The 22,194-nt window shown below is 47.9% G+C and carries 16 protein-coding genes, 1 pseudogene and 1 riboswitch; of the genes and pseudogenes, 12 read left to right on the top strand and 5 right to left on the bottom strand.

Features of this window, described 5'->3' with window-relative positions:
* Positions 1–5: 5 nt before the first annotated feature.
* Entirely contained in the window at positions 6–689 is a 684-nt protein-coding gene (gene trhA / locus SOHN41_RS08805) for a PAQR family membrane homeostasis protein TrhA (protein ID WP_007647922.1), read from the bottom strand.
* A gap of 292 nt (positions 690–981) precedes the next feature.
* On the opposite strand from trhA, the pseudogene SOHN41_RS08800 reads away from it, so the two are divergent.
* The 9 genes and pseudogenes from SOHN41_RS08800 (at position 982) to SOHN41_RS08760 (ending at position 11,700) form a co-directional block, all read left to right on the top strand.
* Positions 982–2,075: pseudogene (locus SOHN41_RS08800) on the top strand (hypothetical protein).
* Positions 2,076–2,242: 167 nt separating this feature from the next.
* A riboswitch (TPP riboswitch) is annotated at positions 2,243–2,341 on the top strand.
* A gap of 201 nt (positions 2,342–2,542) precedes the next feature.
* On the top strand, positions 2,543–4,597 hold the full coding sequence (gene thiC, locus SOHN41_RS08795) for a phosphomethylpyrimidine synthase ThiC (protein ID WP_007647915.1): 2,055 nt from the start codon (positions 2,543–2,545) through the stop codon (positions 4,595–4,597).
* Positions 4,598–4,599: 2 nt separating this feature from the next.
* Positions 4,600–6,441, top strand: coding sequence for a thiamine phosphate synthase (gene thiE / locus SOHN41_RS08790; RefSeq protein ID WP_007647913.1), 1,842 nt, complete (start codon positions 4,600–4,602; stop codon positions 6,439–6,441).
* A gap of 136 nt (positions 6,442–6,577) precedes the next feature.
* Positions 6,578–7,396, top strand: a complete 819-nt coding sequence (locus tag SOHN41_RS08785) for a HesA/MoeB/ThiF family protein (RefSeq protein WP_420705321.1) — start codon at positions 6,578–6,580, stop codon at positions 7,394–7,396.
* Position 7,397: 1 nt separating this feature from the next.
* The gene (thiS, locus tag SOHN41_RS08780; RefSeq protein ID WP_007647909.1) at positions 7,398–7,601 is read left to right on the top strand and encodes a sulfur carrier protein ThiS; all 204 of its coding nucleotides are present in this window, start codon (positions 7,398–7,400) and stop codon (positions 7,599–7,601) included.
* 1 nt (position 7,602) lies between these two features.
* On the top strand, positions 7,603–8,367 hold the full coding sequence (locus tag SOHN41_RS08775; RefSeq protein ID WP_007647907.1) for a thiazole synthase: 765 nt from the start codon (positions 7,603–7,605) through the stop codon (positions 8,365–8,367).
* Positions 8,364–9,479 (top strand): 2-iminoacetate synthase ThiH, encoded by a 1,116-nt coding sequence (gene thiH / locus SOHN41_RS08770; RefSeq protein WP_007647904.1) that lies wholly within the window; start codon positions 8,364–8,366, stop codon positions 9,477–9,479. Before SOHN41_RS08775 ends, thiH begins: the two co-directional genes overlap by 4 nt.
* 101 nt (positions 9,480–9,580) lie before the next feature.
* Positions 9,581–9,844 carry a hypothetical protein gene (locus SOHN41_RS08765; RefSeq protein ID WP_007647902.1) on the top strand — a complete coding sequence of 88 codons (264 nt, stop codon included), beginning with the start codon at positions 9,581–9,583 and terminating at the stop codon, positions 9,842–9,844.
* 5 nt (positions 9,845–9,849) lie between these two features.
* Positions 9,850–11,700: a putative metalloprotease CJM1_0395 family protein gene (locus SOHN41_RS08760; RefSeq protein ID WP_037458524.1), complete on the top strand. Its 1,851-nt coding sequence runs from the start codon at positions 9,850–9,852 to the stop codon at positions 11,698–11,700.
* Between the two features lie 34 nt (positions 11,701–11,734).
* Here SOHN41_RS08760 and SOHN41_RS08755 read toward each other — a convergent pair whose 3' ends face one another.
* The 4 genes from SOHN41_RS08755 to cmoA form a co-directional block, all read right to left on the bottom strand.
* Complete coding sequence (locus SOHN41_RS08755) at positions 11,735–12,637, bottom strand: LysR family transcriptional regulator (RefSeq protein WP_007647896.1); 903 nt, start codon at positions 12,635–12,637, stop codon at positions 11,735–11,737.
* Between the two features lie 75 nt (positions 12,638–12,712).
* On the bottom strand, positions 12,713–14,557 hold the full coding sequence (locus SOHN41_RS08750; RefSeq protein ID WP_037458521.1) for a M3 family metallopeptidase: 1,845 nt from the start codon (positions 14,555–14,557) through the stop codon (positions 12,713–12,715).
* Between the two features lie 45 nt (positions 14,558–14,602).
* Positions 14,603–15,595, bottom strand: coding sequence for a tRNA 5-methoxyuridine(34)/uridine 5-oxyacetic acid(34) synthase CmoB (cmoB, locus tag SOHN41_RS08745; RefSeq protein ID WP_007647892.1), 993 nt, complete (start codon positions 15,593–15,595; stop codon positions 14,603–14,605).
* Positions 15,592–16,323: a carboxy-S-adenosyl-L-methionine synthase CmoA gene (gene cmoA / locus SOHN41_RS08740; protein WP_037458518.1), complete on the bottom strand. Its 732-nt coding sequence runs from the start codon at positions 16,321–16,323 to the stop codon at positions 15,592–15,594. Before cmoA ends, cmoB begins: the two co-directional genes overlap by 4 nt.
* 149 nt (positions 16,324–16,472) lie before the next feature.
* Between cmoA and SOHN41_RS08735 the strand changes: the two genes are divergently transcribed.
* The 3 genes from SOHN41_RS08735 to SOHN41_RS08725 all read left to right on the top strand — a co-directional run bounded on the left by SOHN41_RS08735 (position 16,473) and on the right by SOHN41_RS08725 (position 22,171).
* Positions 16,473–19,286 carry a diguanylate cyclase domain-containing protein gene (locus SOHN41_RS08735; protein WP_007647888.1) on the top strand — a complete coding sequence of 938 codons (2,814 nt, stop codon included), beginning with the start codon at positions 16,473–16,475 and terminating at the stop codon, positions 19,284–19,286.
* A gap of 184 nt (positions 19,287–19,470) precedes the next feature.
* Positions 19,471–21,249, top strand: a complete 1,779-nt coding sequence (aspS, locus tag SOHN41_RS08730; RefSeq protein ID WP_007647886.1) for an aspartate--tRNA ligase — start codon at positions 19,471–19,473, stop codon at positions 21,247–21,249.
* Positions 21,250–21,424: 175 nt separating this feature from the next.
* Positions 21,425–22,171: a YebC/PmpR family DNA-binding transcriptional regulator gene (locus SOHN41_RS08725; protein ID WP_007647884.1), complete on the top strand. Its 747-nt coding sequence runs from the start codon at positions 21,425–21,427 to the stop codon at positions 22,169–22,171.
* The last annotated feature ends 23 nt before the right edge of the window (positions 22,172–22,194 follow it).

The following is a 22,194-nucleotide window of genomic DNA, read 5'->3' as shown; positions in this document are numbered from 1 at the left end:
GCGTGCTAAATGACAGTGAGATAGATGCAGATAAAATGGCTCACCGCCCCAGCGAGTACAAATAAATGCCAGATCGCATGATTGAAGGGGATGCGTTTGCCCACATAGAAAATCACCCCTAAAGTGTAAAATAGTCCACCTAAAATCAATAAGTTAAACCCCAGTTCTGTCATCGATGCCGTCAAATCGCCTATCACAGTGACACATAACCAGCCCATGATCAGATAAAGCCCGAGGCTGAGTTTTTTAAACTTATGAATAAAAAGGGTTTTAAATAAAATGCCCCCAATCGCCAGTGACCAAATCGCCGTGAGAATAACGGTTGATTGCGTCCCCTGTAGGCTAATTAGCATCAGAGGCGTATAAGTGCCCGCGATTAAGCAATAGATGGCACAGTGATCGGCAATCTTAAGTTTATGTTTCCATCTACTATTGGTCACACTATGGTATAAGGTTGAGCATAAAAATAGCACTATGATACTGGCGCCATAAATAATAACGCCTGTAAGTTGAATGCTGGAAAGATGCCCCGCACCTTTTAACAGCATTAAGATTAAACCGACTACACCTGCAATAACGCCAAGAGAGTGACTAATACTATTGGCAATTTCTTCATTTAGGCTGTATTCATTGATATGTAATGGTTTTTTTCTGTTGACCTGGTGTTCGGTTATACCCTGACTTGACATAGTAAATATTCACTCAATAGCGATAATGACCCAGTCTAACAGCTGATCAAATTGAAAGCCATAATTAGCTTACACGTGTAAGCTAAAATGATTTTTGTCCGCAAGCATTTTGATGAAAACATCCATTCAGTGACTATTGTTCAACGCCAAAGTGTTACCACAGTGGCTTGTTAGCTATGTCAATTAAAGCAAAAACCTACGTCAATTAAAGCAAAACCCTTGGAACTTTGCCCGAGTCATTTTCTCTAATTTGCGTTAGAGATAAATGGAATAGTTCAGTTCTAGGGGATGGATGTTGCCTTTTCAATCTTATTTAGCACCAAGTGATGCCACGAAATCCAAAGCAGATAACATATCCGCGGCGGAGGGCTTCAAGCCCATTATAGGCTTTTCCCACAGCGCCTCAGGAATGCCATTCAATACGCTATTGCCACTCGATTTGATTGATAAGCAAGATAATGGAGGGATGACTGTATTTGAGGGAAAACAGAGTCTTGGTTGGGGATATCGACTTAGCGCTTCGAATATAACCCTATTACTTGGGGTGCTACTCGGCCACGGTTTATTGTTATTCCTTTTGGTTTTTTATGGCGCAGTCAACAGAGTGAATCAGGTTTATCCCAAGCCGATCGGGGCCCAAAGGTGAGCGCACTCAAGGCTTACTTTATATACGCCCCTTCAACGCAGCCAAACCTTAGTAATAGTGCGACTTTCAGGGCAGAAGCGTCCACACAGACTGTGACTATTCAGCCAGTCAAGGTGTTGCAGGATAAAATAGTCGAGTCAGCGGTTATACAATCTAAACTTGCACCTAAGCCAGTGCTTAAGCCTGCAACAACCACTGAAACCGAAGCTGTGCAGGAGCCTCAGTCTGCAGATGCAACAGCGGTTAAATCGGTTAGCACGACAAAGGCGTCTGCTCGGCCAGCGCAATCGCAAATACTAGAGTCCAACCAGGAAGGAATAGGTGCTCAAGGGAAAAGTGATCAGGGATTTGAAGCGTCAAGCGCGAGTGTTGGCCTATTCACCCAGCAATATTTTGAACGTCAGCGTGAGCAAGCGCTCGATGATCTCGTCATTGAGCAGGCCGATAAATTCACCCGGAAATCGAACATGAGCGAAATGAGCCCAGAGATGGAGGTGTTATTTGTCCCTAACGCCGATGATTTTGGTGGCACAACGAGTCTAGATTTACCCTTAGATCCAAATCGTATTGTGCGTAAAGGGGACACTTGTTATCGCGTCGTACAAGTCGGCACTCAAGTTAATCCTTACGCCGAAAATTTAGGCTTCCCATTTGATTGTAGTGGCAAGAAAATCAATCAAGCTATTGATGATGCCATCCAATCTCGATTAAATAAAATGATGCTCAAACCCCATCAATAGTGACTTTGTTTGATGATTTGTTTTCACACTAATTATAATTTAATTGGTTTAATTTAATTTATTTAATTAAAAACAATAAATTATGAATCTTTATTTTGGATTGGTAGTTAAGATTTTTAATTGCTTTTTTCCTTGTTTGTTGCTGCCGCTTCTGTCTATACTGCGCACTCATCTTGTCGGAGTGCCTCTTGGCTGAGACCGTTTATTCGGGATCCGTTGAACCTGATCAGGTTAAAACCTGCGAAGGAAACAAGCGTAATAACACACATTAAATCGCGAAAATAGCCGGCTTTAACACCTATTTACTCAGCAGTGTTTTAAGCCTTAATGTTTAGATTTAATTGTTATTGAGCAGGGTAACTCAATTTTTGAAGCCAGTGTTGGCCACAAAAATTGATTGCCATGTCCAGCTATCAACAACGCAATTCTCCAGACAAGCAACTCCATTTTTTAACGTGAGATTGCTTATGTCCAGTTCAAACCAAAACCCAGCTGTAGCTGCCAATGCGATAGACATCACAGCGCCTAAGGCGCCGAGTCGCCGCGAAACCCGCGCGCAGGCCCAAGCCTTTATCGATACGTTAGCACCACTGCAACGTCCTAATTCACAAAAGATTTATCTCGAAGGTTCCAGTGCCGATATTCGCGTTGGCATGCGGCAAATTCTGCAGACTGACACCCTTGTCGGCGGTACAGATGATGCGCCTATCATGGAAAAAAATCCGCCAATCCGCGTGTATGATTGCGCCGGCCCCTATTCCGATCCCGAGGCTAACATCAATGTGCGTCTCGGCCTTGGTAAATTAAGACAAAACTGGATTCTAGCCCGTAACGATACGGAGCAATTACCCTGTGCCACCTCGGATTTCACCCAACAAAGACTCGCCGACGACGGTTTAGACCATCTGCGTTTTGAGGCGGGGTCGAGTGCCATTGTCCGCCCACGCAGAGCGCTGCAGGGCAAGCGAGTCAGTCAATTACACTATGCCCGTCAAGGGATTATCACTCCCGAAATGGAATATGTGGCGATCCGCGAGAATATGGCACTCGCCAAAGTACAGGATGAAATCCTCAATCGTAAAGCCAAGGGCGAGGCCTTTGGTGCCCTAGTTGGCGAGCCGATTACCGCCGAATTTGTCCGCGCCGAAGTCGCCCGTGGCCGCGCGATTATTCCGCTGAATATTAACCATCCCGAAGCCGAACCTATGATCATTGGGCGTAACTTTCTGGTAAAAGTGAACGCCAATATTGGTAACTCGGCGGTGACGTCTTCCATCGAGGAAGAAGTGGAAAAGCTCGTCTGGTCAACCCGTTGGGGCGCAGATACGGTCATGGATTTATCCACGGGGCGTTATATCCACGAAACCCGCGAATGGATCATCCGTAACTCGCCAGTGCCCATTGGCACAGTGCCGATTTATCAAGCGCTGGAGAAAGTGAACGGCGTGGCAGAGGATTTAACCTGGGAAGTGTTCCGCGATACCTTGATTGAACAAGCGGAACAAGGTGTTGATTACTTTACGATTCATGCTGGTGTGCTGCTTCGTTACGTGCCGATGACGGCTAAACGCGTTACTGGGATCGTTTCCCGCGGCGGTTCAATTATGGCGAAATGGTGCCTGAGTCACCATAAGGAAAATTTCCTCTACAGCCATTTCCGTGAGATCTGTGAGCTTTGCGTCGCCTACGATGTATCCCTGTCTTTAGGTGATGGTATGCGTCCAGGTTCGATTGCCGATGCCAATGATGCAGCCCAATTTGCAGAGCTTGAAACCTTAGGCGAGCTAGTCAAAATCGCGTGGGAATACGATGTACAAACCATTATCGAAGGGCCGGGACATATCCCGATGCAGCTCATTAAAGAGAATATGGACAAGCAGTTAGTTCACTGCGACGAGGCGCCGTTTTACACCCTTGGCCCACAAATTACCGATATTGCCCCTGGGTATGATCATTTCACCTCCGGCATAGGTGCGGCCATGATCGCTTGGTACGGCTGCGCTATGCTGTGTTACGTCACGCCAAAGGAACACTTAGGATTACCGAATAAACAAGATGTTAAGCAAGGCTTGATCGCTTACAAGATTGCCGCCCACGCCGCAGATGTGGCAAAAGGCCATCCGAGTGCACAAATTCGTGATAATGCGCTGGCAAAGGCGCGGTTCGAATTCCGCTGGGAAGATCAATATAACTTAGGGCTCGATCCTGAAACCGCCCGTGCTTATCACGATGAATCTTTACCGCAGGAATCGGCTAAGGTCGCGCATTTTTGCTCTATGTGCGGCCCTAAATTTTGTTCGATGAAAATCACCCAAGATGTGCGCGCCTATGCCGCTGACTTAGAGGCGGCACAAGCGAAGACCGAGCAAGTTGAAGCGACTGCGCAAGCGATGCAAGTCACAGTCAAGACGCCGCAGGAGTTGGAAGCGGCAATGGCGCTAAAATCGGCACAATTTGCTGCCTCGGGCGCCGAGATCTATCACGTGAAAGACAAGCTTGTCGCCGAAGCTGAGGAAGCCTAATTATGCAGGATATTCATGGGGATAAATTGCCCATGAATACCGAGCGCCCCGCGCTTGTTTGGACCATAGCCGGTTCAGACTGCGGCGGCGGTGCCGGTATTCAGGCGGACTTAGCGACAATTCAAGATTTGGGTTGTCATGGTTGCAGTGTGATCACCACAGTGACGGCGCAAAGCTCAGTGGCGGTCACCTTAGTCGAACCCGTATCAGCGGCGATGCTATTGGCGCAGCTGACGACTTTACTTTCCGATTTGCCGCCCAAAGCGATCAAAATCGGCTTACTGGCGGATCAAACTCAAGTGGGATTGCTGGCAGATTGGATCGCGAGTTTTAAAATCCACTATCCAACTGTGCCTGTGATTGTCGATCCTGTGATGGTCGCCAGCTGTGGTGACGCGTTAGCAGCAGATAACCGTCTGGATATAAAAAATACGGCTAAATCAGCTTTAGATTTCAAACCCTTCAGAGGTTTAATCGACCTTATCACACCCAATGTGCTCGAACTTGGACGGTTAACTCACAGTGATGTTTCGACTAAAGCGCAATTCGCAGCCGCGGCATTGGCTTTATCCCAGAGTCTTGATTGCAGCGTGCTCGCCAAGGGAGGGGATGTGAGCTTTCAGGCTAACGCTCACAATATCGCTCACGATATCGCTCACAAGAGTAACAGCTGGGATAGTGAGCTTGCCGAGGATTATCTGGTTTGCCATCAAGTGCGCGCGAGCTCAGAGCTTCATCAAAATGGGCGTTTCTGGTTAGCAAGTCAGCGGGTTAATACCCGTCATAACCATGGTAGCGGCTGTACTTTGTCATCGGCCATTGCCGCCGTGTTAGCGCAGGATTTTGTATTACAAGATGCGGTGGTTGTTGCGAAAGCCTATGTGAGTCAAGGCTTAAGCGCGGCGATTGGCCTAGGGCAAGGTCCAGGGCCGCTGGCCCGTACGGGTTGGCCTAATGATTTATCCCGCTATGCCAAGATAAATCAGTGTGATGGCAATTTTATCAATAATCACCTCAACCAACACCTTGATATTGTGAGTGATTTATCTGCAACAGATCAGGCAACCGCTCAGGTAAGAATAACCTCGACGCCACCTCAAGATATTTCATCCCTCGGCTTTAAAGTGCTCGAGACCGATCTCGGTGTTTATCCCGTGGTGAGTGACTTAGTCATGCTGGAAAGTTTGTTAGCTGCCGGCGTTAAAACCGTGCAGTTACGGATAAAAACCGATTCCAGCGAGTCAACCGCTGCAGAACTCGCTGAATCTGATTTAGGCAAGTCTGCGCTAGTTGGTTCTGATTTAGACGCAAAAATTCAAACGGCCATTGCCTTAGGTAAGCATTTTAATGCGCAGCTTTTTATCAATGATCACTGGCAGTTAGCGATAAAGCACCATGCCTTTGGAGTGCATTTAGGCCAAGAAGATCTCGCCGCTACTGACTTAGCGGCTATTCAAGCGGCGGGACTCGCGCTTGGTATATCTAGCCACAGTTATTTCGAGTTGCTATTGGCGCATCAATACTCGCCATCCTACATCGCCCTTGGGCACATATTTCCAACTACGACGAAGCAGATGCCTTCTACGCCCCAAGGTTTAGTCAAACTTAAACACTATGTGGCGTTGCTCCAAGACCATTATCCCTTGGTCGCCATTGGTGGCATTGATCTAGACAATCTGGCAGGCGTGAAAGCCACTGGCGTTGGCAATATTGCTGTGGTGCGTGCAATAACGAAAGCTAAGGATCCGTTCGCCGCCTTTGCAGAGCTTAGCCAAGCTTGGGCGCAACGCTGCGTGTCTGAGGTATTGGGTGCAAAACATGAGTTGGGTGCAAAGCATGGGTAAAAATCAATCGCTTGCTCACGCTGAAGTTCTCAGTGCTCATACAAACAGTGCTCATACAAACAGTGCTCATACAAACAGTGCTCATACAAACAGTGCTCATACAAACAGCGCTCATACACTCAGCGATGCTGATTTTATGCGCTATTCACGGCAAGTCTTATTGCCAGAAGTGGGGGAGGTCGGGCAATTGCAACTGGCCGACGCCAGTGTCGCGATTATCGGTCTTGGCGGTTTAGGGCAATTGGCTGCGCAGTATCTAGCCTGCGCAGGTATTGGCAACTTGACCTTAATCGATATGGACAAGGTTGAAGTCTCGAATCTGCCAAGACAATTGTTATTCAGCGATGGCGATATTGGGCTCAATAAGGCGAGAGTTGCCAAGCAAAAGCTCAATCGTTTAGCGCCGCAGTGTACTGTGACTGCCCATGAAACAGCATTTAATACAGAAACTGTGGCTCATCACTTGGCTAGTATTTTACAGGCAAAGCAACAGGGTAAAAGAGTGCTTGTGCTTGACTGCACCGATAACTTTGCGACTCGCCAAGCCATTAATCGTAGTTGTATCGAAGCTGCTTTGCCTTTAGTCAGTGCATCAATCACGGCATTTAGCGGCCAGTTGTTCGCTGTTGATCAAATGCAGTTCCCCTCAGGTGGTTGTTATCACTGTATTTTCCCCGCACAGACTCGAGTGTCGCAGAGCTGCAGTACACAAGGTGTACTCGGCCCGAGCGTGGGCGTGATGGCATCAATGCAATCCTTGGTAGCTATGCAACTCTTGCTGAGTGTGGATAGCCGTTGTGATGAACCTAAAAACGCCCTGTTGGGGCGTTTTTGGCGTTTCGACGCTAAATCACTTTCATGGACTGCTGCTGCGTTAACGCGGGATCCCCATTGTGATGTGTGTGGTCCAAAAGAGGTTACCCCATCAACCAAGATGCATTGGTTTGAGGTTTGATATGATTTTAATTCACATAAATAATGTCCCACAGTCGTTAACTGAACCGACGTCACTCGCGGCGGTGATCCTCGCGCAAGATATCGCCCTCGATTCGGTTGCTATCGTGCTCAATGCAGAGGTGGTTCCGCGTAATCGCTGGCAATCGATTCTCTGCCAACATGAAGATAAATTAGAGCTTTTTTCAGCTGTAGCGGGAGGTTAGTATGTTAACGATTGCCGATGTGGAGTTTGAATCTCGGTTATTTACCGGAACGGGAAAATTCAGCAACAGCCAAGTGATGCTCGAGGCGATAACGGCTTCAAAATCGCAGTTAGTGACAGTTGCGATGAAAAGAATTGATTTTAAAATGGGGCTTGATGATTTACTCACGCCGTTACGCCAAACGGGAGTAAGGCTATTGCCTAACACCTCGGGGGCGAGAAACGCCAAGGAAGCGGTGTTTGCGGCCGAGCTTGCCCGTGAAATGCTGGGCACTTCGTGGATTAAGCTCGAAATCCACCCGGATCCTAAGTATCTGATGCCCGATGCGATAGAAACCTTAGAGGCGGCCAGAATCCTCTGTGAGAAAGGCTTTATCGTGATGCCCTACGTGCATGCCGATCCTGTGCTGTGTCGTCGCTTGGAAGACGTGGGCTGCGCTGCGGTTATGCCACTGGCGAGTCCGATTGGCAGTAATCAAGGTTTAGTCACTGAAAGCTTTTTAAAAATCATCATAGAGCAGGCGCGGGTGCCAGTGGTGATCGACGCAGGCATTGGCGCACCTTCGCAGGCTGCGCGGGCAATGGAGTTGGGCGCCGATGCGGTGCTCGTCAACACCGCCATCGCCAGCAGTGCGTCGCCGATAGTGATGGCCGAGTGCTTTAAAAACGCGGTGCAATGCGGTAGACGGGCCTTTGAAGCGGGGCTTGGCCGAGTGCAAATGGGCGCGGTACATACTAGTCCTCTGACAGGATTTTTAAACCAATGAGTTTTGTAGCGGAATTTGTCAACATCCCACGGGATAAATTGTTACTCGATTTGTATTCTTGTACAGCCCAAGATGTTGAGCGGGCGTTAGTCAGTCCAGCAGGGGATTTACGCAGCTTAATGGCCTTGTTATCACCTGCGGCTGAACCTTATATCGAAACCATGGCGCAGCATTCTGCGGCGCTTACGCGGCAGCGATTTGGTGCGAATCTGGGCATGTATTTACCGCTATACGTCTCGAACCTCTGCGCTAATGAGTGTGATTACTGTGGTTTTAGCATGAGTAACAAACTCAAACGCAAAACCTTGAATGAACAGGAGTTGATGGCCGAGATGGCCATTATCAAAGATAGGGGGTTCGATTCTATTTTACTGGTGTCGGGTGAGCATGAAACTAAGGTCGGCATCGATTATTTCAAGCAAATGTTGCCGCTGGTGAAGCAGCAATTTAGCCATGTGGCGATGGAGGTCCAGCCCATGAGTGAGGACCATTATCGCCAGTTAGTCACACTAGGTTTAGATGCTGTGATGATTTATCAAGAGACCTATCAGCCAGAGACGTATGCAAGTCATCATTCCCGAGGTAAAAAAAGGGATTTTGCCTATCGTTTAGCAACACCGGACAGAATCGCGGCGGCGGGCGTCGATAAAATTGGTCTTGGGGTATTACTGGGGCTGGATGATTGGCGTTTAGATGCGTTAATGATGGGTTATCATCTCGACTATTTAGAGCGCCGCTATTGGCGCACCCGCTTTAGTATTTCGCTGCCCAGACTAAGGCCTTGTACTGGCGGGATCACCCCAAAAGTGATGTTATCGGATCTAGGTTTAGTGCAAATGATTTGTGCATTTAGACTTTTTAATCAACAGCTTGATATCAGCATGTCCACAAGGGAAAGTCCTGAGCTGAGGGATAATCTTATGCCACTTGGAATAACTCAAATCAGTGCGGGCAGTTCGACGCAACCGGGTGGCTATCAAGCGCCTGACAGTCAACTCGATCAATTTGAGATAAGCGATGATCGCAGTGTCGAGCAAGTTATAAAACAGATGCGACTACAGGGTTTTAATCCCGTATTTAAGGATTGGGAAGCCAATTGGATCACAGGATAAATCAGGTCGTAAATAAATGGTTAGAATGCGGATAAAACCTGTACTTTTACTGGCGGCTGGTCAATAATTGACCCATTAATCACCGCGTGCAGGATACCGTCATGCAAATTCAATCTGCTTATTCATCCGGTCTGCAGGGTTTGCAAAGTGCTCAATCTGGGTTGACTCAAGCGACGATCGATGTGGCTAAACCGACACCGACTCAGAGTTCGACACCTACAGAACCCAGCCAAGAGGTGGCTCAAACCGATAAAACCTCGGCATTGCTCGCCGCAAATGAGTCATTAAGGCAAGGTGAAGCATCAGCCGAAGTGCTTGAAACCGATTCAGAAACTATAGGCTCGATCATTGATATCAAGGTATAAGTACTATGTCTGTCGTGGCGCTATCATCCAAGGTTGGAGCGCCATCCTCTTCGTTTTTAGGGCATGATAAGCCGCAGCATCAAACTAAGGTTTATCAAGGAACGAGTGATCAGACGGTATTAACACAAACCGCTGTAACCTCACTATCCAGCTCCCCTAGAATTGAAGCGAGTGGGCCGATTGAACCCCTTTTGTTCAGTGCCGCTGGAGAAGTTAGCGCTGCCTCTCTTTTTGCATCTAAATCAGTTACTTCGATTCATCCCACTGTTTTAGCGACTGAGAATAGCTCTGTTGTCAGTAAGTCATCGGGCGTTGGCACTGGAATAACGACGTTTTCTACTTTAGCTTCATCTGATTTGACTGTTCTCCCCAGCCCAAATGGCCCGAGTTTCGATTCCCTACGTAGTGCGGCCTTACATTCTGATAGCGCGAGTTTCAGTTTACTGACGGGCCCGCGTTCGATTGCTGGCATGCGCGATGGGCAGATTGCCGCGCCGATGTCGACATCTGTGGCACTTGGGGCGCAATATTCCCCATCAATTGATACTGCGGCCTTAGAGCCTTTAATCACCGCCTTCACTGGTATCGGGGGAAATTCCTCCGCGATAGGTGTTCCTCCTTTGCCACTCAGCCCAATGGACGGCGCCTCTTCCCAAATGAGCGGGCCAATCGTTTCAGACATAGTGCCCGCACCGGATGTCTTCGCTGATATTTCTAGGGAGGAGATAAAGAGGAATGATGTCGCTTTCTCTGGAATTAATCCTTCCGTACAGAATGAACCTCCTTTGACTCCTGTTGAACAAAAGCCACATAGCAAAGAACAAAAGACGGTGCAGGAGCAATTTAACTCATTGTTTGGCCAGTCTTTAATCGATGAAAAAGACGTTAAGACACAAAAGGATAAAGCCGCGCAAGCGGAAGCCGCCCGTGAGCAGGAGGAAAAACAGCAAGCATTAGCTGCGATATTTGCGGCGCAGAACAGCCAAGCCAGGGTGAACGCACAGGGGGAAGAAGAACCTAAAAATGCAACACAAGCGCAATCCTCCGAAATAGCTAAAGAGAAACAACAGCAAGTCGAAGAGCAAGAGGCAATTAAACAGCAAGAAACACAAGTAGCAACGCTTAAGTCAAGGGATTTAGAAGTAAAAGCCCATGAACACGCCCATGCGACCGTCGGTGGACAGTATGCCCAGAGTCCCAGTTTTAAATACCAAAAGGGCGCGGATGGGCAACGTTATGCGATCGATGGCGAAGTTCAAATTGATGTGTCCGCTGTGCCTGGTGATCCCCAAGCAACAATCAATAAAATGAAGCAAGTCTATGCGGCGGCAATGGCACCAGTGGATCCCTCTAGTGCAGATATTCGTGTTGCCACAGAAGCATTAAAGAAAATGGATGAAGCTAAGGCATTATTGGCCAAGGAGCGTCAGAAGCAAATTGTGGATCAAGAAACAGTCCAAACTTTGATAGGTGCCGATGCCCAAATTGATGAGTTGCCCCCCCTTAAGGAACATACTATTAGCATAGCGGGAGAAGTGGATGCATCGGGCAATATTATCCAGCCCCAAGAGTCGTCTTCAACACCAGTAACAGACGTGATTGATAAGATAAAACAAACAATAGCGAAGCAGATATCTTCACATTCGACAACCGAAGATGAGGCTATTACTGATAGCGCTGAACCTCCAATGGCGACATTAGCCTTTAATACTTTGCAAGCACCAAATAGCCAGGACCTATCTATGGCGGCATTACATCGTCAGGAGGCGCCTTCAACACAGATGGACAGCGGCGCAATGCGTTTTTACACTTCTGTTGGTCATCAAAAAGCCCATTTCCTTGATGTCAGTGTGTAGCGCTCAAATACTGACATACTGAGCGGGTTAAGCCTCATTCCACCGTTGTTATTCCGTGGTGCTTTAAGATCAATGCGGCGAGTAATTTTGATGCTGGCCCCTGTTGATCACGATTGGGGATCACTAGACTCAAGATGATCCGGCGTTTTTGGCTGCCCTGCAAATGCAAGCGGACTAATCCACCAGAGGCCAATTCCTCTTGAATTAGGAATGAAGGTATCCAGCAAAAACCAATTCCCTGCTTTAATATCACTTTTGCCTCATGGAAATTGGAGACAGTCCAGCGCTGCTCAGCCTTAAGCCAGCCGATATCGATATTGGATTGCACCCCTGTATCTTTGATGACGAGCTGTAGGTGTTGCGCCAGAAGTTTATCATCATCGAGGCTGCCTATTTCGGCGAGTGGGTGGCTTGGATGACAAACGAGGTGAAGTTCGTGTTCACACAAAGGCTCAGATAAATAGCCTTTGGGGGGAATACCGGCACAGATCGCAATATCCACTTTATTCTGTTGGATCAACTCTTGGGTTCCGGTGATGACAGAGTCCAACACTATGATACGAGTACCGCGACTATGGGGAAGAAAATCATTGAGGGCGCAGACTAGGCTCTCCATTGGATATACAATTTCGCGGGCGATAGTGAGTGTGGGTTCCCAGCCCTGCTCAAGATTGCTGGCAAGTTGTTCTAACTCGCTAACGGCTTGGGTCACATGGCGTGAACGGCGTAATAGCACTTCACCTTGCGGGGTGAGATAGGCTTTACGTCCCCTGACTTCGAGCAGTTCTATCCCAAGCTGATGCTGCAATTTGGCCACGGCATGATTGAGGGATGACTGGCTCTTGTTAAGTTTTTCTGCCGCTTGGGCATACCCGCCAAAATCGACGACGGCTTGCAAAATACGCCACTGTTCTAGGGTAGATTTAGCCCGAGTCATAATTGTCTCAAAAAAACGATAGATAGGGGCTTATAGTGGCGGGTAATTATCATTTTTTCAATTAAATCTGCATATTTACCGCTGGCAAAACACTGACTTATTGCGTTTGGTTTTCCCTTCACCTATGGCTCTGGTCATTCTCTGAATGAGAGACGCGGGATCGATGGGATCACCAAGGCAAGCGCTTAACTGGCCGCTCAAGGTGAGTGCGTCCTCATTGACCACAATAAGCTGAAATAAGCCGGGTTTATCTTGGGTGCGCAAGGTGGTTTGATAGACGAGCTGTGCTAATGCTGACTGCCAAAGGGACTGGTAATAGAGTGGTCCTTCATTGACTATGGCATTGAAGCTATATTGATAATGGCTGGATTGCAGCCAACGTTGGCCAAAACTCTTTTCGAATTCAGCACTGAGATCGGGGTAACTTTGGGTGCTAAAGGTCTGGGAAAAATGTAAAGCGACCTTAGCACGGAAGACTTTTAATTGTTTCTCATAGGCTTTGGCAAGATATTCCCGCTCATTAAGATAGTGTTCTGCAAACTGTGGAAAAAGCTGATGGCGTAGCACTTCGGCCAACCATAGGCTAGGTAGATGATTGCTATCCATGGTTGGAGCTAAGGTATTATTGAGGTAAAAGTGGCTACCCCGGGCAAGGGCGGTGATGGCCTTGGCAATGGCTTGGGTAAATTGCTCAATGTCTTTGTAACTGCCAAGTTGTGGTTTGAGATCTAAGGCCTGTTGACCAAATTGCTGACCGATGACACTTTGACGCAGTGTTTGTTGGGTATTGCGGTGATGTGTTTCATCGAAGGAAATATAAAGCTCACCCAATAATCTTTGTTGGTGGTAGACGCGAACCATTTGCTGTGTTGGCAACGAGCCCTGTTGCTGAGGGAGCAAGGGCTCAAACTCCAACCCAAAAGTGGCTAAATATGCAAAGCCTTGGGTGAGTATGGCCTGAGTCGACAATCTTGGGCCATTGGCAGTGTCGAGCGTTGCCAGATGTCGACCAAGATCCCAAGGGGCAACATTGATAGCCTCTGTTTGGCTGTCGAGAAACGCTTTAACTAATGCGGGGGAAGAGAGCTGCTGCGTATTCAAACGTAAACTGGCGTAATCGTTAAAACCTGCGGCCGTCGCGGCTTCTTGCCATAGAGCGGCGATGCGGCGTAGTGCTGTCTGATTATATTCGCTCGCCCGGCCTTGGTAGGCCTGCCACACGGTTTGGCGGCACTGTGGATCGGTTTGTTTCAGCAGATAATGGGCAATGGTGCCTGAAAACGACTCACTCTTAGGCTCGTTTGTTTGCTCATCTAAGTCGATTTCCCCTGTGCTGTACCGCGTTTCACTGGGGAGCCGACATTGAACATTTTGAATATCGAGACTCAGTTGCTGGCTTGCCAATCCCCGTCGAATACTCGCTTGGGCTGTGTGCAGTTTGGCTTTATCGCTAAGCTCCCAATGTTGATCTAACAATGACTTAAATTGTGAACTCAGTAATATTTGCTCGCTATTACCTTGGCTTAATGCATCGGAAAGTTGCCTAAATTTAGTCTGGTTCAACAATTGGCTGAGCGTATCGGCTAAGTGTAACTGACATTGCAATAGCCCCTGTCGTTCCTCGGCAGAGAGGTTGAAGCCGCGGTAATACTTCAACCTGTCATTGACATTATTCAGTCCTATGGTCTGTTGTTCTAACACTAGGGCTTGCTCTGCCAGTGACAATTCCTGTGGTGTCTCAGATGCTAAAGTCCCAACTTTGCGAGCCTTGAGAATGGCAAAGGCGCTTGTCAGATCGATACTGGGCAATCGCAGACATTGTTCTACTAGCAGTGGTACTGGGCTTGGCGCGGCATATACCGCAGCAGTCGACAGTAAGCAAAAGCTAAGTAGGCTAGTGGTTAAGGTGGTTTTTAGCATAGGCAATGGGGTCTGCAACTGTCATAAAAAACCATGGTTTATCCGCTAATTGAGATCAAGATTTGGCTGGTTTTTCACCGCAATAATAGTGGCCCGCTTGGGCGCCGGATAACCTTCAATCGTTTTAGTGATATCCGTTGGGTCTAAGTATTCAACCAGTGACTCATTGGGCATCCAGTCGGTACGCCGCTGCTCAGCAAGCGCGGTGACATCAATATCGACACAACGTATATTGGTGAAATCACATTTCTTTAACCAGAGCATCAAGGCTGCGACGGATGGAATAAACCATACATTATTCATCTTGCCATATCTATCCTGGGGAACGAGCACGGCATTTTCATCGCCATCGATGACTAAGGTCTCTAACACTAACTCACCTCCCATGCGTAATTGATCCCGCAATTGCAGCAAATGATCGATAGGTGAGCGTCTGTGATACAAAACTCCCATGGAGAAAACGGTATCGAAGGCATCAAGTGGGGGTAATTCTTCAATCCCCAGTGGTAAAAGGTGCACGGGGTGATGGTTACCCGCTAATCGTTTTACCGCCTCGAATTGGCATAAAAACAGTGGTGAAGGATCGATACCCACCACCCGTTGTGCCCCTGCGCCCAACATGCGCCACATGTGATAACCACTGCCACAGCCGACATCGAGCACAGTTCGATTATGGAGCGGTGAAATATGTTGTTTTACCCGATCCCATTTCCAATCGCTGCGCCATTCGGTATCGATATGAATACCGTGGATATGAAAAGGCCCTTTACGCCAAGGCATAAAGAGGCGTAACAGATTTTCTAGCTTTTCTTTTTCACCAGAACTGAGTTGCTCGCCTGTGCCGACGGTGACGCTATCGATAAAATCCACTTGGTCAGGCGCTGGGTAGTGCAGCTTATTGAGCACTTTCTCCCATTTAGGTAAGTTGCCGTGTTTATGCTCCCGTTGCCATTTACCCAAAATACTGGGGAGGGTTTCGAGCCAATGTTGCAGATTTGAATCGGCGATTTGTTGGTAAAACGAGCTAAAACTGATCACTTGATGGCTACCATAGATGCAAAATTAAAACATTGAAACCAAAGGCTAAAGTGGCTAAATCCTTGGTTGATGAGGCGTTGCTGGTGTGTGGTTAAGGTATCGGGCTTCATCACATTTTCCAGCGCGCTGCGCTTTTGGCTAATTTCGAGTTCGCTATAGCCGTTGGCCCGCTTGAAATCTAAATGTTGCTCTTCAAGTAAGGTTTGGATTGGGGCGTCCTCGAAGCGAATTTTTTCCGATAACACGAGTATTCCACCGGGATTGAGGCCACGATAAATTTTTGCGATCAGTGCATCTCTATCTTCTGGTGGTAAAAATTGCAGGGTAAAATTCAGCACGACCAAAGAGGCATTTTGAATATCGATATCACGGATATCACCACAGACAAGGTCGACATCGGTATCGCTCACATAGGCGTTTAAGTTTTCTTGGCAGCGCGCCACCATAGATTCACTATTATCTACGGCAATGATACGACACTGACGGCCTTGGATCTGACGACGGATACTTAGGGTCGCGGCACCTAGGGAACAACCTAAATCATAGATTTGCGTATTTGGTATGACGAAACGATTCGCAAAATCGCCTATGGTATTGATAATTTGCGTGTATCCAGGCACCGAACGACGGATCATGTCACTGAAGACACCTGCCACTCGATTGTCAAACTGGAAATCGCTAATGTGTTCACTCGGTTGAGCGTAGATCGTATCTTGAGAAGCGTTCATCTGGGTTTATCTCGGAAATTCAACCCGGCATTTTAACGAATCCCATTGATTAGCAGCAAGTCTCAGGCTAGTAATTTGTGATAAATTTTTGTCTAATATGCCACGGATAACAAAATTGCTACATGTACATCAGGTACTAGGGACCCAACTTGAAGTTAGTGATCCATTTAATTGTGATCTTGTGTTGCTGTTTTTGGAGCATGGCTGGACAGGCCAGTAATGCGTCATCTATGCCACTTGTGGTGGTAATGGGAGAAGATAGCTTTCCCTATCAGTATGTCGATAGTGACGGTGAGCCTACTGGTTTATTAGTGGATCTCTGGAAAGAATGGGCTAAGCAGACCCATACTGACGTCGTCTTTGTTGCGCGCCATTGGCATGAATCACTCGAACAACTGCAGCAAGGCAAAGCCCAAGTCCATTTAGGCATGGGGAAAACCCCTGAACGTGAAGCGATATTTGATTTTGCCATCCCGATTGCTGATGTGAGGACTTATTTATATTTGCACAAATCCTTGCAGGGTAAGAAATCGATCAAGGAGCTGGTTCCCTATCAAATTGGGGTGGTCGCAGGCTCTTCCCACGAAGCGGAATTGCACCGACTCGAGCCAAAGTTAGTCTTTAAACGTTATGAAAGTCGTGAAAAACTGCTCGCGGGTGTCTCATCGGGTGAGACTGTGGTATTTGCAGGGCTTGAGGGATACTTGAAAGACCCTTCGTCATCCCAAGATATTTCGGCCAACTTCCCTATTACTGCACGGCTCGAAATTAAAGCGATGCAGTTTGTTCCTGCCGTGCTCAAAGGTAATAAAGCCCTGCTCGATAAGATTAGCCAGGGTTTTACGACGTTAGATCCTCATTTTATCCAGCAGACTGAACGTCGCTGGCTTGGCTATCATAGTCAGAAAAACGGACTAGTGATCGCGATGCAGCTTGGCGTCGAGCCCTTTGTGGATCTCGGTGTTGATGGTTTACCCCACGGTTTATATGTCGACATGTGGCAATTGTGGTCTGAAAAAACCGGTATCGATATTGATTTTATCCCCGGTGATATGAATGCCAGCGTGAATGATGTCCGCCAAGGCTTGGCCGATGCACACATTGGTTATCCTGAAAGTGATGAGCTTAAAACGGGGCTCAGTCGTGCATGGCAACTCTACACGGTGAAGAGCCGTTTATTCCTCTATCAACAGCAATTAGCGGATTTACGCCAGTTAAAGGGCAAACGCATAGGGGTTGTGCCGACGTCACCTTACCTTGTCGCCCTGAGGAAATCCTTGCCAGAGGTGTCATTACGTTATTATGACACTATGGATGCGATGATCGCGGGAGCGAGGGCAGGCGAAATTGTTGGATTTGTGGCTGCGGGCGCTTGGACTTCGCATTATTTGCTGCTCAACAAAGGATGGTCCGAATTTTATCAATATCCCGATCTCGAGTTCTCGACCAATACCTATGTGTTAGCGCGCAGTGATGATCCTGGGCTGATTCAGCGGATAGCAAATGGTTTTAGCAGCATCAGTTCCCAAGAGTTTGCCAATATTGAGCAAAAATGGATGCTCAATCCCAAAGATCATATTTTCAATGAAGCTACCCATAGTCGCATCACCTTAACCCCTGCCGAACGCGCTTACATCGAAGGGCTTGGGGAAGTCAAAATAGGTTATCTCAAGCAATGGTCTCCTATGGAATTTACCGATGAGGTGGGGGGCTTTGCAGGGATCAATAGTGATGTGGCCAAGCTGTTGCAAGAACAATTAGCGCTTAAGCTGACTGCCGTCGCCTTCAATGATTGGCATGGTCTAATTCAGGCTCTGCAGAAGGGTGAGATAGCCATGGCGGGCAGTGTGGCTCAAACCGCGGAGCGTCAACAAAGATTGGCCTTCAGTGATGCCTATTGGCCATCACCTTGGGGGCTAGTGTCCCAACTAGAACAAGTGTCAGTTTTTAATATTGCCCAATTAGCAGGACAAAGGGTTGCAGTGGTGGAGGGCTATCACCTTGTCGCCCAACTTATGGCGCTGCAGCCTTCACTTAAACTTGTGCTTGTCTCTGATACTCAAGCTGGGCTTGCCGCCGTGGCAAATGGTCATGCCGATGTGTTTATCGATAAAGTCGTGGCCTTGGCCTCTGAGCTTAAAGCGGGCCAATACCCTTCACTTAAGATGTCACTTCTGAGTGACTTAGCCGATCAGCACAGCCACATTGGTGTTTACCCTAAGTTTAAGCCATTAGTGCCACTTATTAATAAAGTGCTTGCGCAGATCGATGCCAGGCGCCAGCAACAGATCTACTCCCATTGGGTGTCTTTCGCAGTGGAGACTGATAACAGCCAATATGTAAAATGGTTGCGCTATTTACTCTTCGGGGTGTTGGCATTATCTGTCGTAATGGTTGCGGTGTTGGCTGTTAATCGAAGGCTCAACCTTGAAATTACCCGTCGTCTTGCGGCGGAAAAGCGCCTGCGGTATGTTGCGAGCCACGATGCACTAACTCAGTTACCTAACCGTGCCTTACTCGATGATCGTTTATCCCAGGCATTGTTATCACACCAAAGGGAACAGATCCATTTCGCCCTGTTATTTGTCGATTTGGATGGATTTAAGCTGGTCAATGATCATTACGGACACCCAATTGGGGATGAGCTGTTAGTGCGAGTCGCGCATTTGTTGAGCAAGGCGGTACGCGGCTCTGATACGGTTGCGCGTTTTGGTGGCGATGAGTTTGTGATCCTACTAAATCGTGTGCAAGATCTCGATGCGGCTACCCAAGTTGCTGATAATATTCTGCAGTCACTCTCAAGTCCCTTCACCATAGAAGGGGTCAATGTTGACATTGCCGTTAGCATAGGCGTGGTGATCTATCCCCGTGATGGCGATACTGCTATCGGATTGTTGAAAAAGGCTGATCAGTTAATGTATCAGGCCAAAAGTGCGGGCGGACGTTGCTATCGCCTCGGCTGATGTTTTTTTGAACGCTTATTCGTCGACAGTGCGTTCGCTACTAGTCAAGGGCGTAAAACTGTTTGATACTTCACCGCCTAAGAGTGAAGTACTTTGGTAATCGGCATTATTTGACTATAATGCCGCTTTTATCTCGTTTTGATTATTTCCAAAGCACCGGTTTCCGGATAAAGGATAGAGTTAGATGCGCAGTCATTATTGTGGAGACGTCAATAAGTCTCACGTTGGACAAGAAGTTACCTTGGTAGGTTGGGTTAATCGTAGCCGTGATTTGGGTGGCGTTGTCTTTTTAGATTTAAGAGACAGAGAAGGTCTGGTCCAAGTGGTTTATGATCCAGACTTGCCAGAGGTGTTCGCTGTCGCTAGCACGCTGCGCGCCGAGTTTTGTGTTCAGGTAAAAGGTCTCGTTCGTGCCCGTCCTGACAGCCAAGTCAATGGTCAAATGAAGACGGGTGAGATTGAAGTCTTAGGTACGGCCTTGACGATTATCAATGCTGCCGATCCACTGCCACTGAGCATGGATAATTATCAGAACAACAGTGAAGAGCAACGTCTTAAGTACCGTTATTTAGATTTACGTCGCCCAGAAATGGCGCAGCGTTTGATGTTCCGTGCTAAGGTGACGAGCGCTGTGCGTCGTTTCCTGGACTCAAACGGCTTCTTAGATATTGAAACGCCGATCCTGACTAAGGCGACCCCAGAAGGCGCCCGCGATTATTTAGTCCCGAGCCGCACCTACAAAGGTCAGTTCTTTGCTTTGCCACAGTCACCACAACTATTTAAACAGTTGCTGATGATGTCAGGTTTCGATCGTTACTATCAAATCGTTAAATGCTTCCGCGACGAAGATTTACGTGCCGACCGTCAGCCAGAATTCACCCAAATCGATATTGAAACTTCATTTATGACGTCTGAGCAAGTGATGGCGAAGACTGAAGAAATGATGCGCGGTCTGTTCCTTGAAATGCTGAACGTCGATCTCGGCGAGTTCCCTCGCATGACCTATAACGAAGCGATGCGCCGTTTCGGTTCAGATAAGCCAGATTTACGTAACCCATTAGAGTTGGTAGATGTTGCTGACTTATTGAAAGAAGTCGAATTTGCGGTATTCGCAGGTCCTGCTAACGATGAAGAAGGCCGAGTTGCTGCACTGCGTATTCCAGGTGGCGCTGCACTTTCACGTAAGCAAATCGATGATTACACTAAGTTTGTTGGCATCTATGGTGCTAAAGGTTTAGCGTGGATGAAGATTAATGACCTAAGCCTTGGCTTAGAGGGCATTCAATCACCTGTGCTGAAATTCTTAAACGAAAGCATAGTCAATGAAATTGTGAGCCGCACTGGCGCGCAAACTGGCGATATTATCCTGTTTGGTGCTGACCAAGCGACTGTGGTTGCCGAGTCTATGGGCGCACTGCGTCTTAAAGCGGGCGAAGATTTTAGCTTACTGCAAGGTGAGTGGCGTCCACTGTGGGTGGTTGACTTCCCAATGTTTGAGAAGATCAACGGTAGCTTCCATGCGGTTCACCATCCGTTCACTGCACCACGCGGTGTAACGGCGGCAGAACTGGAAGCTAATCCAGCAAATCGCGTTTCAGATGCCTACGATATGGTATTAAACGGCTGCGAATTAGGTGGTGGCTCGGTACGTATCCACAATCAAGAAATGCAGTCTGCGGTATTCCGTATTCTGGGTATTACCGACGAAGAAGCCAAAGAGAAGTTCGGCTTCCTGTTAGAAGCGCTGCGTTACGGTACTCCGCCGCATGCGGGCTTAGCATTTGGTTTAGACCGCATCATCATGCTGATGACCAAAGCGACGTCGATTCGTGATGTGATGGCTTTCCCAAAAACGACCACAGCCGCTTGTCCGCTGACCAATGCGCCAGGTTTTGCTAATCCACAGCAGTTAGCTGAATTAGGTATTGCGGTAGTAGAGAAAACCGTTAAAACGGAAGCATAGTTTTTAGCTTGTTGTTTCAAAAACCGAGGCGCTGGCCTCGGTTTGTTTTATCATCTTGTCATTTCATTTCTTATCAATATCTTGTGTTATCGAAGCCTAATGGGATCTTTGCCAGTCAGTAAGATATTCGGCTATTGATAAGATGTGCAATGGCTATGACTAAAGGAGATCTCCCATGGCAGGTCATAGTAAGTGGGCCAATATTAAACATCGCAAAGCGGCACAGGATGCCAAACGCGGTAAGCTGTTCACCAAATTTATCCGTGAGCTAACGGTTGCCGCCCGTGAAGGCGGCTCAGATCCCGATTCCAATCCACGATTGCGTGTTGCCATCGATAAAGCGCTGGGTGGCAATATGACCCGAGACACGGTGGAACGTGCGATTAAACGTGGTGCCGGTGAGCTAGAAGGTCAGCAACTCGAGACTATTATCTACGAAGGTTATGGCCCTGGTGGCACCGCTGTGATGGTCGAAACTATGACGGATAACCGCAATCGCACCGTCAGTGGTGTGCGTAATGCCTTTAGTAAATCCGGTGGTAATTTAGGCACCGATGGCTCAGTGTCTTATCTGTTTACGAAACGCGGCGTGCTTTCCTATGCGGCGGGAACCGATGAAGATGCCCTGATGGATGCGGCCCTCGAGGCGGGTGCCGAGGATGTCGTGAGCTACGATGATGGCGCTATCGATGTGTTTACCGATCCTAATGAATTTTACGCGGTAAAAGATGCCCTCGATGGGGCGGGTTTTACCAGTGAGAATGCGGAAATTTCGATGATCGCTTCGACCAAGGCTGAGCTTGATGCCGAAACCGCGGAGAAATTTATGCGCCTTATCGATACACTCGAGGAGCATGATGACGTGCAAGAGGTGTATCACAATGCCGAGATTTCCGATGAGGTCATGGCAAGCTTAGGTTAATCCCGATCGTGTGACATGTTAGC

It is taken from the genome of Shewanella sp. HN-41 (assembly GCF_000217915.1).
Taxonomy (GTDB): Bacteria; Pseudomonadota; Gammaproteobacteria; order Enterobacterales; family Shewanellaceae; genus Shewanella.
This window is presented reverse-complemented; position numbering and strand designations above follow the sequence as displayed.

Excerpts from the sequence above, each read along its gene's own strand:
- aspS (WP_007647886.1), top strand. The coding sequence starts at position 19,471 with ATGCGCAGTCATTATTGTGGAGACGTCAATAAGTCTCACGTTGGACAA.
- thiC (WP_007647915.1), top strand. The coding sequence starts at position 2,543 with ATGTCCAGTTCAAACCAAAACCCAGCTGTAGCTGCCAATGCGATAGAC.
- SOHN41_RS08755 (WP_007647896.1), bottom strand. The coding sequence starts at position 12,637 with ATGACTCGGGCTAAATCTACCCTAGAACAGTGGCGTATTTTGCAAGCC.
- SOHN41_RS08725 (WP_007647884.1), top strand. The coding sequence starts at position 21,425 with ATGGCAGGTCATAGTAAGTGGGCCAATATTAAACATCGCAAAGCGGCA.
- SOHN41_RS08765 (WP_007647902.1), top strand. The coding sequence starts at position 9,581 with ATGCAAATTCAATCTGCTTATTCATCCGGTCTGCAGGGTTTGCAAAGT.
- thiE (WP_007647913.1), top strand. The coding sequence starts at position 4,600 with ATGCAGGATATTCATGGGGATAAATTGCCCATGAATACCGAGCGCCCC.
- cmoA (WP_037458518.1), bottom strand. The coding sequence starts at position 16,323 with ATGAACGCTTCTCAAGATACGATCTACGCTCAACCGAGTGAACACATT.
- SOHN41_RS08785 (WP_420705321.1), top strand. The coding sequence starts at position 6,578 with ATGCGCTATTCACGGCAAGTCTTATTGCCAGAAGTGGGGGAGGTCGGG.
- trhA (WP_007647922.1), bottom strand. The coding sequence starts at position 689 with ATGTCAAGTCAGGGTATAACCGAACACCAGGTCAACAGAAAAAAACCA.
- thiS (WP_007647909.1), top strand. The coding sequence starts at position 7,398 with ATGATTTTAATTCACATAAATAATGTCCCACAGTCGTTAACTGAACCG.
- thiH (WP_007647904.1), top strand. The coding sequence starts at position 8,364 with ATGAGTTTTGTAGCGGAATTTGTCAACATCCCACGGGATAAATTGTTA.
- SOHN41_RS08775 (WP_007647907.1), top strand. The coding sequence starts at position 7,603 with ATGTTAACGATTGCCGATGTGGAGTTTGAATCTCGGTTATTTACCGGA.
- SOHN41_RS08760 (WP_037458524.1), top strand. The coding sequence starts at position 9,850 with ATGTCTGTCGTGGCGCTATCATCCAAGGTTGGAGCGCCATCCTCTTCG.
- SOHN41_RS08750 (WP_037458521.1), bottom strand. The coding sequence starts at position 14,557 with ATGCTAAAAACCACCTTAACCACTAGCCTACTTAGCTTTTGCTTACTG.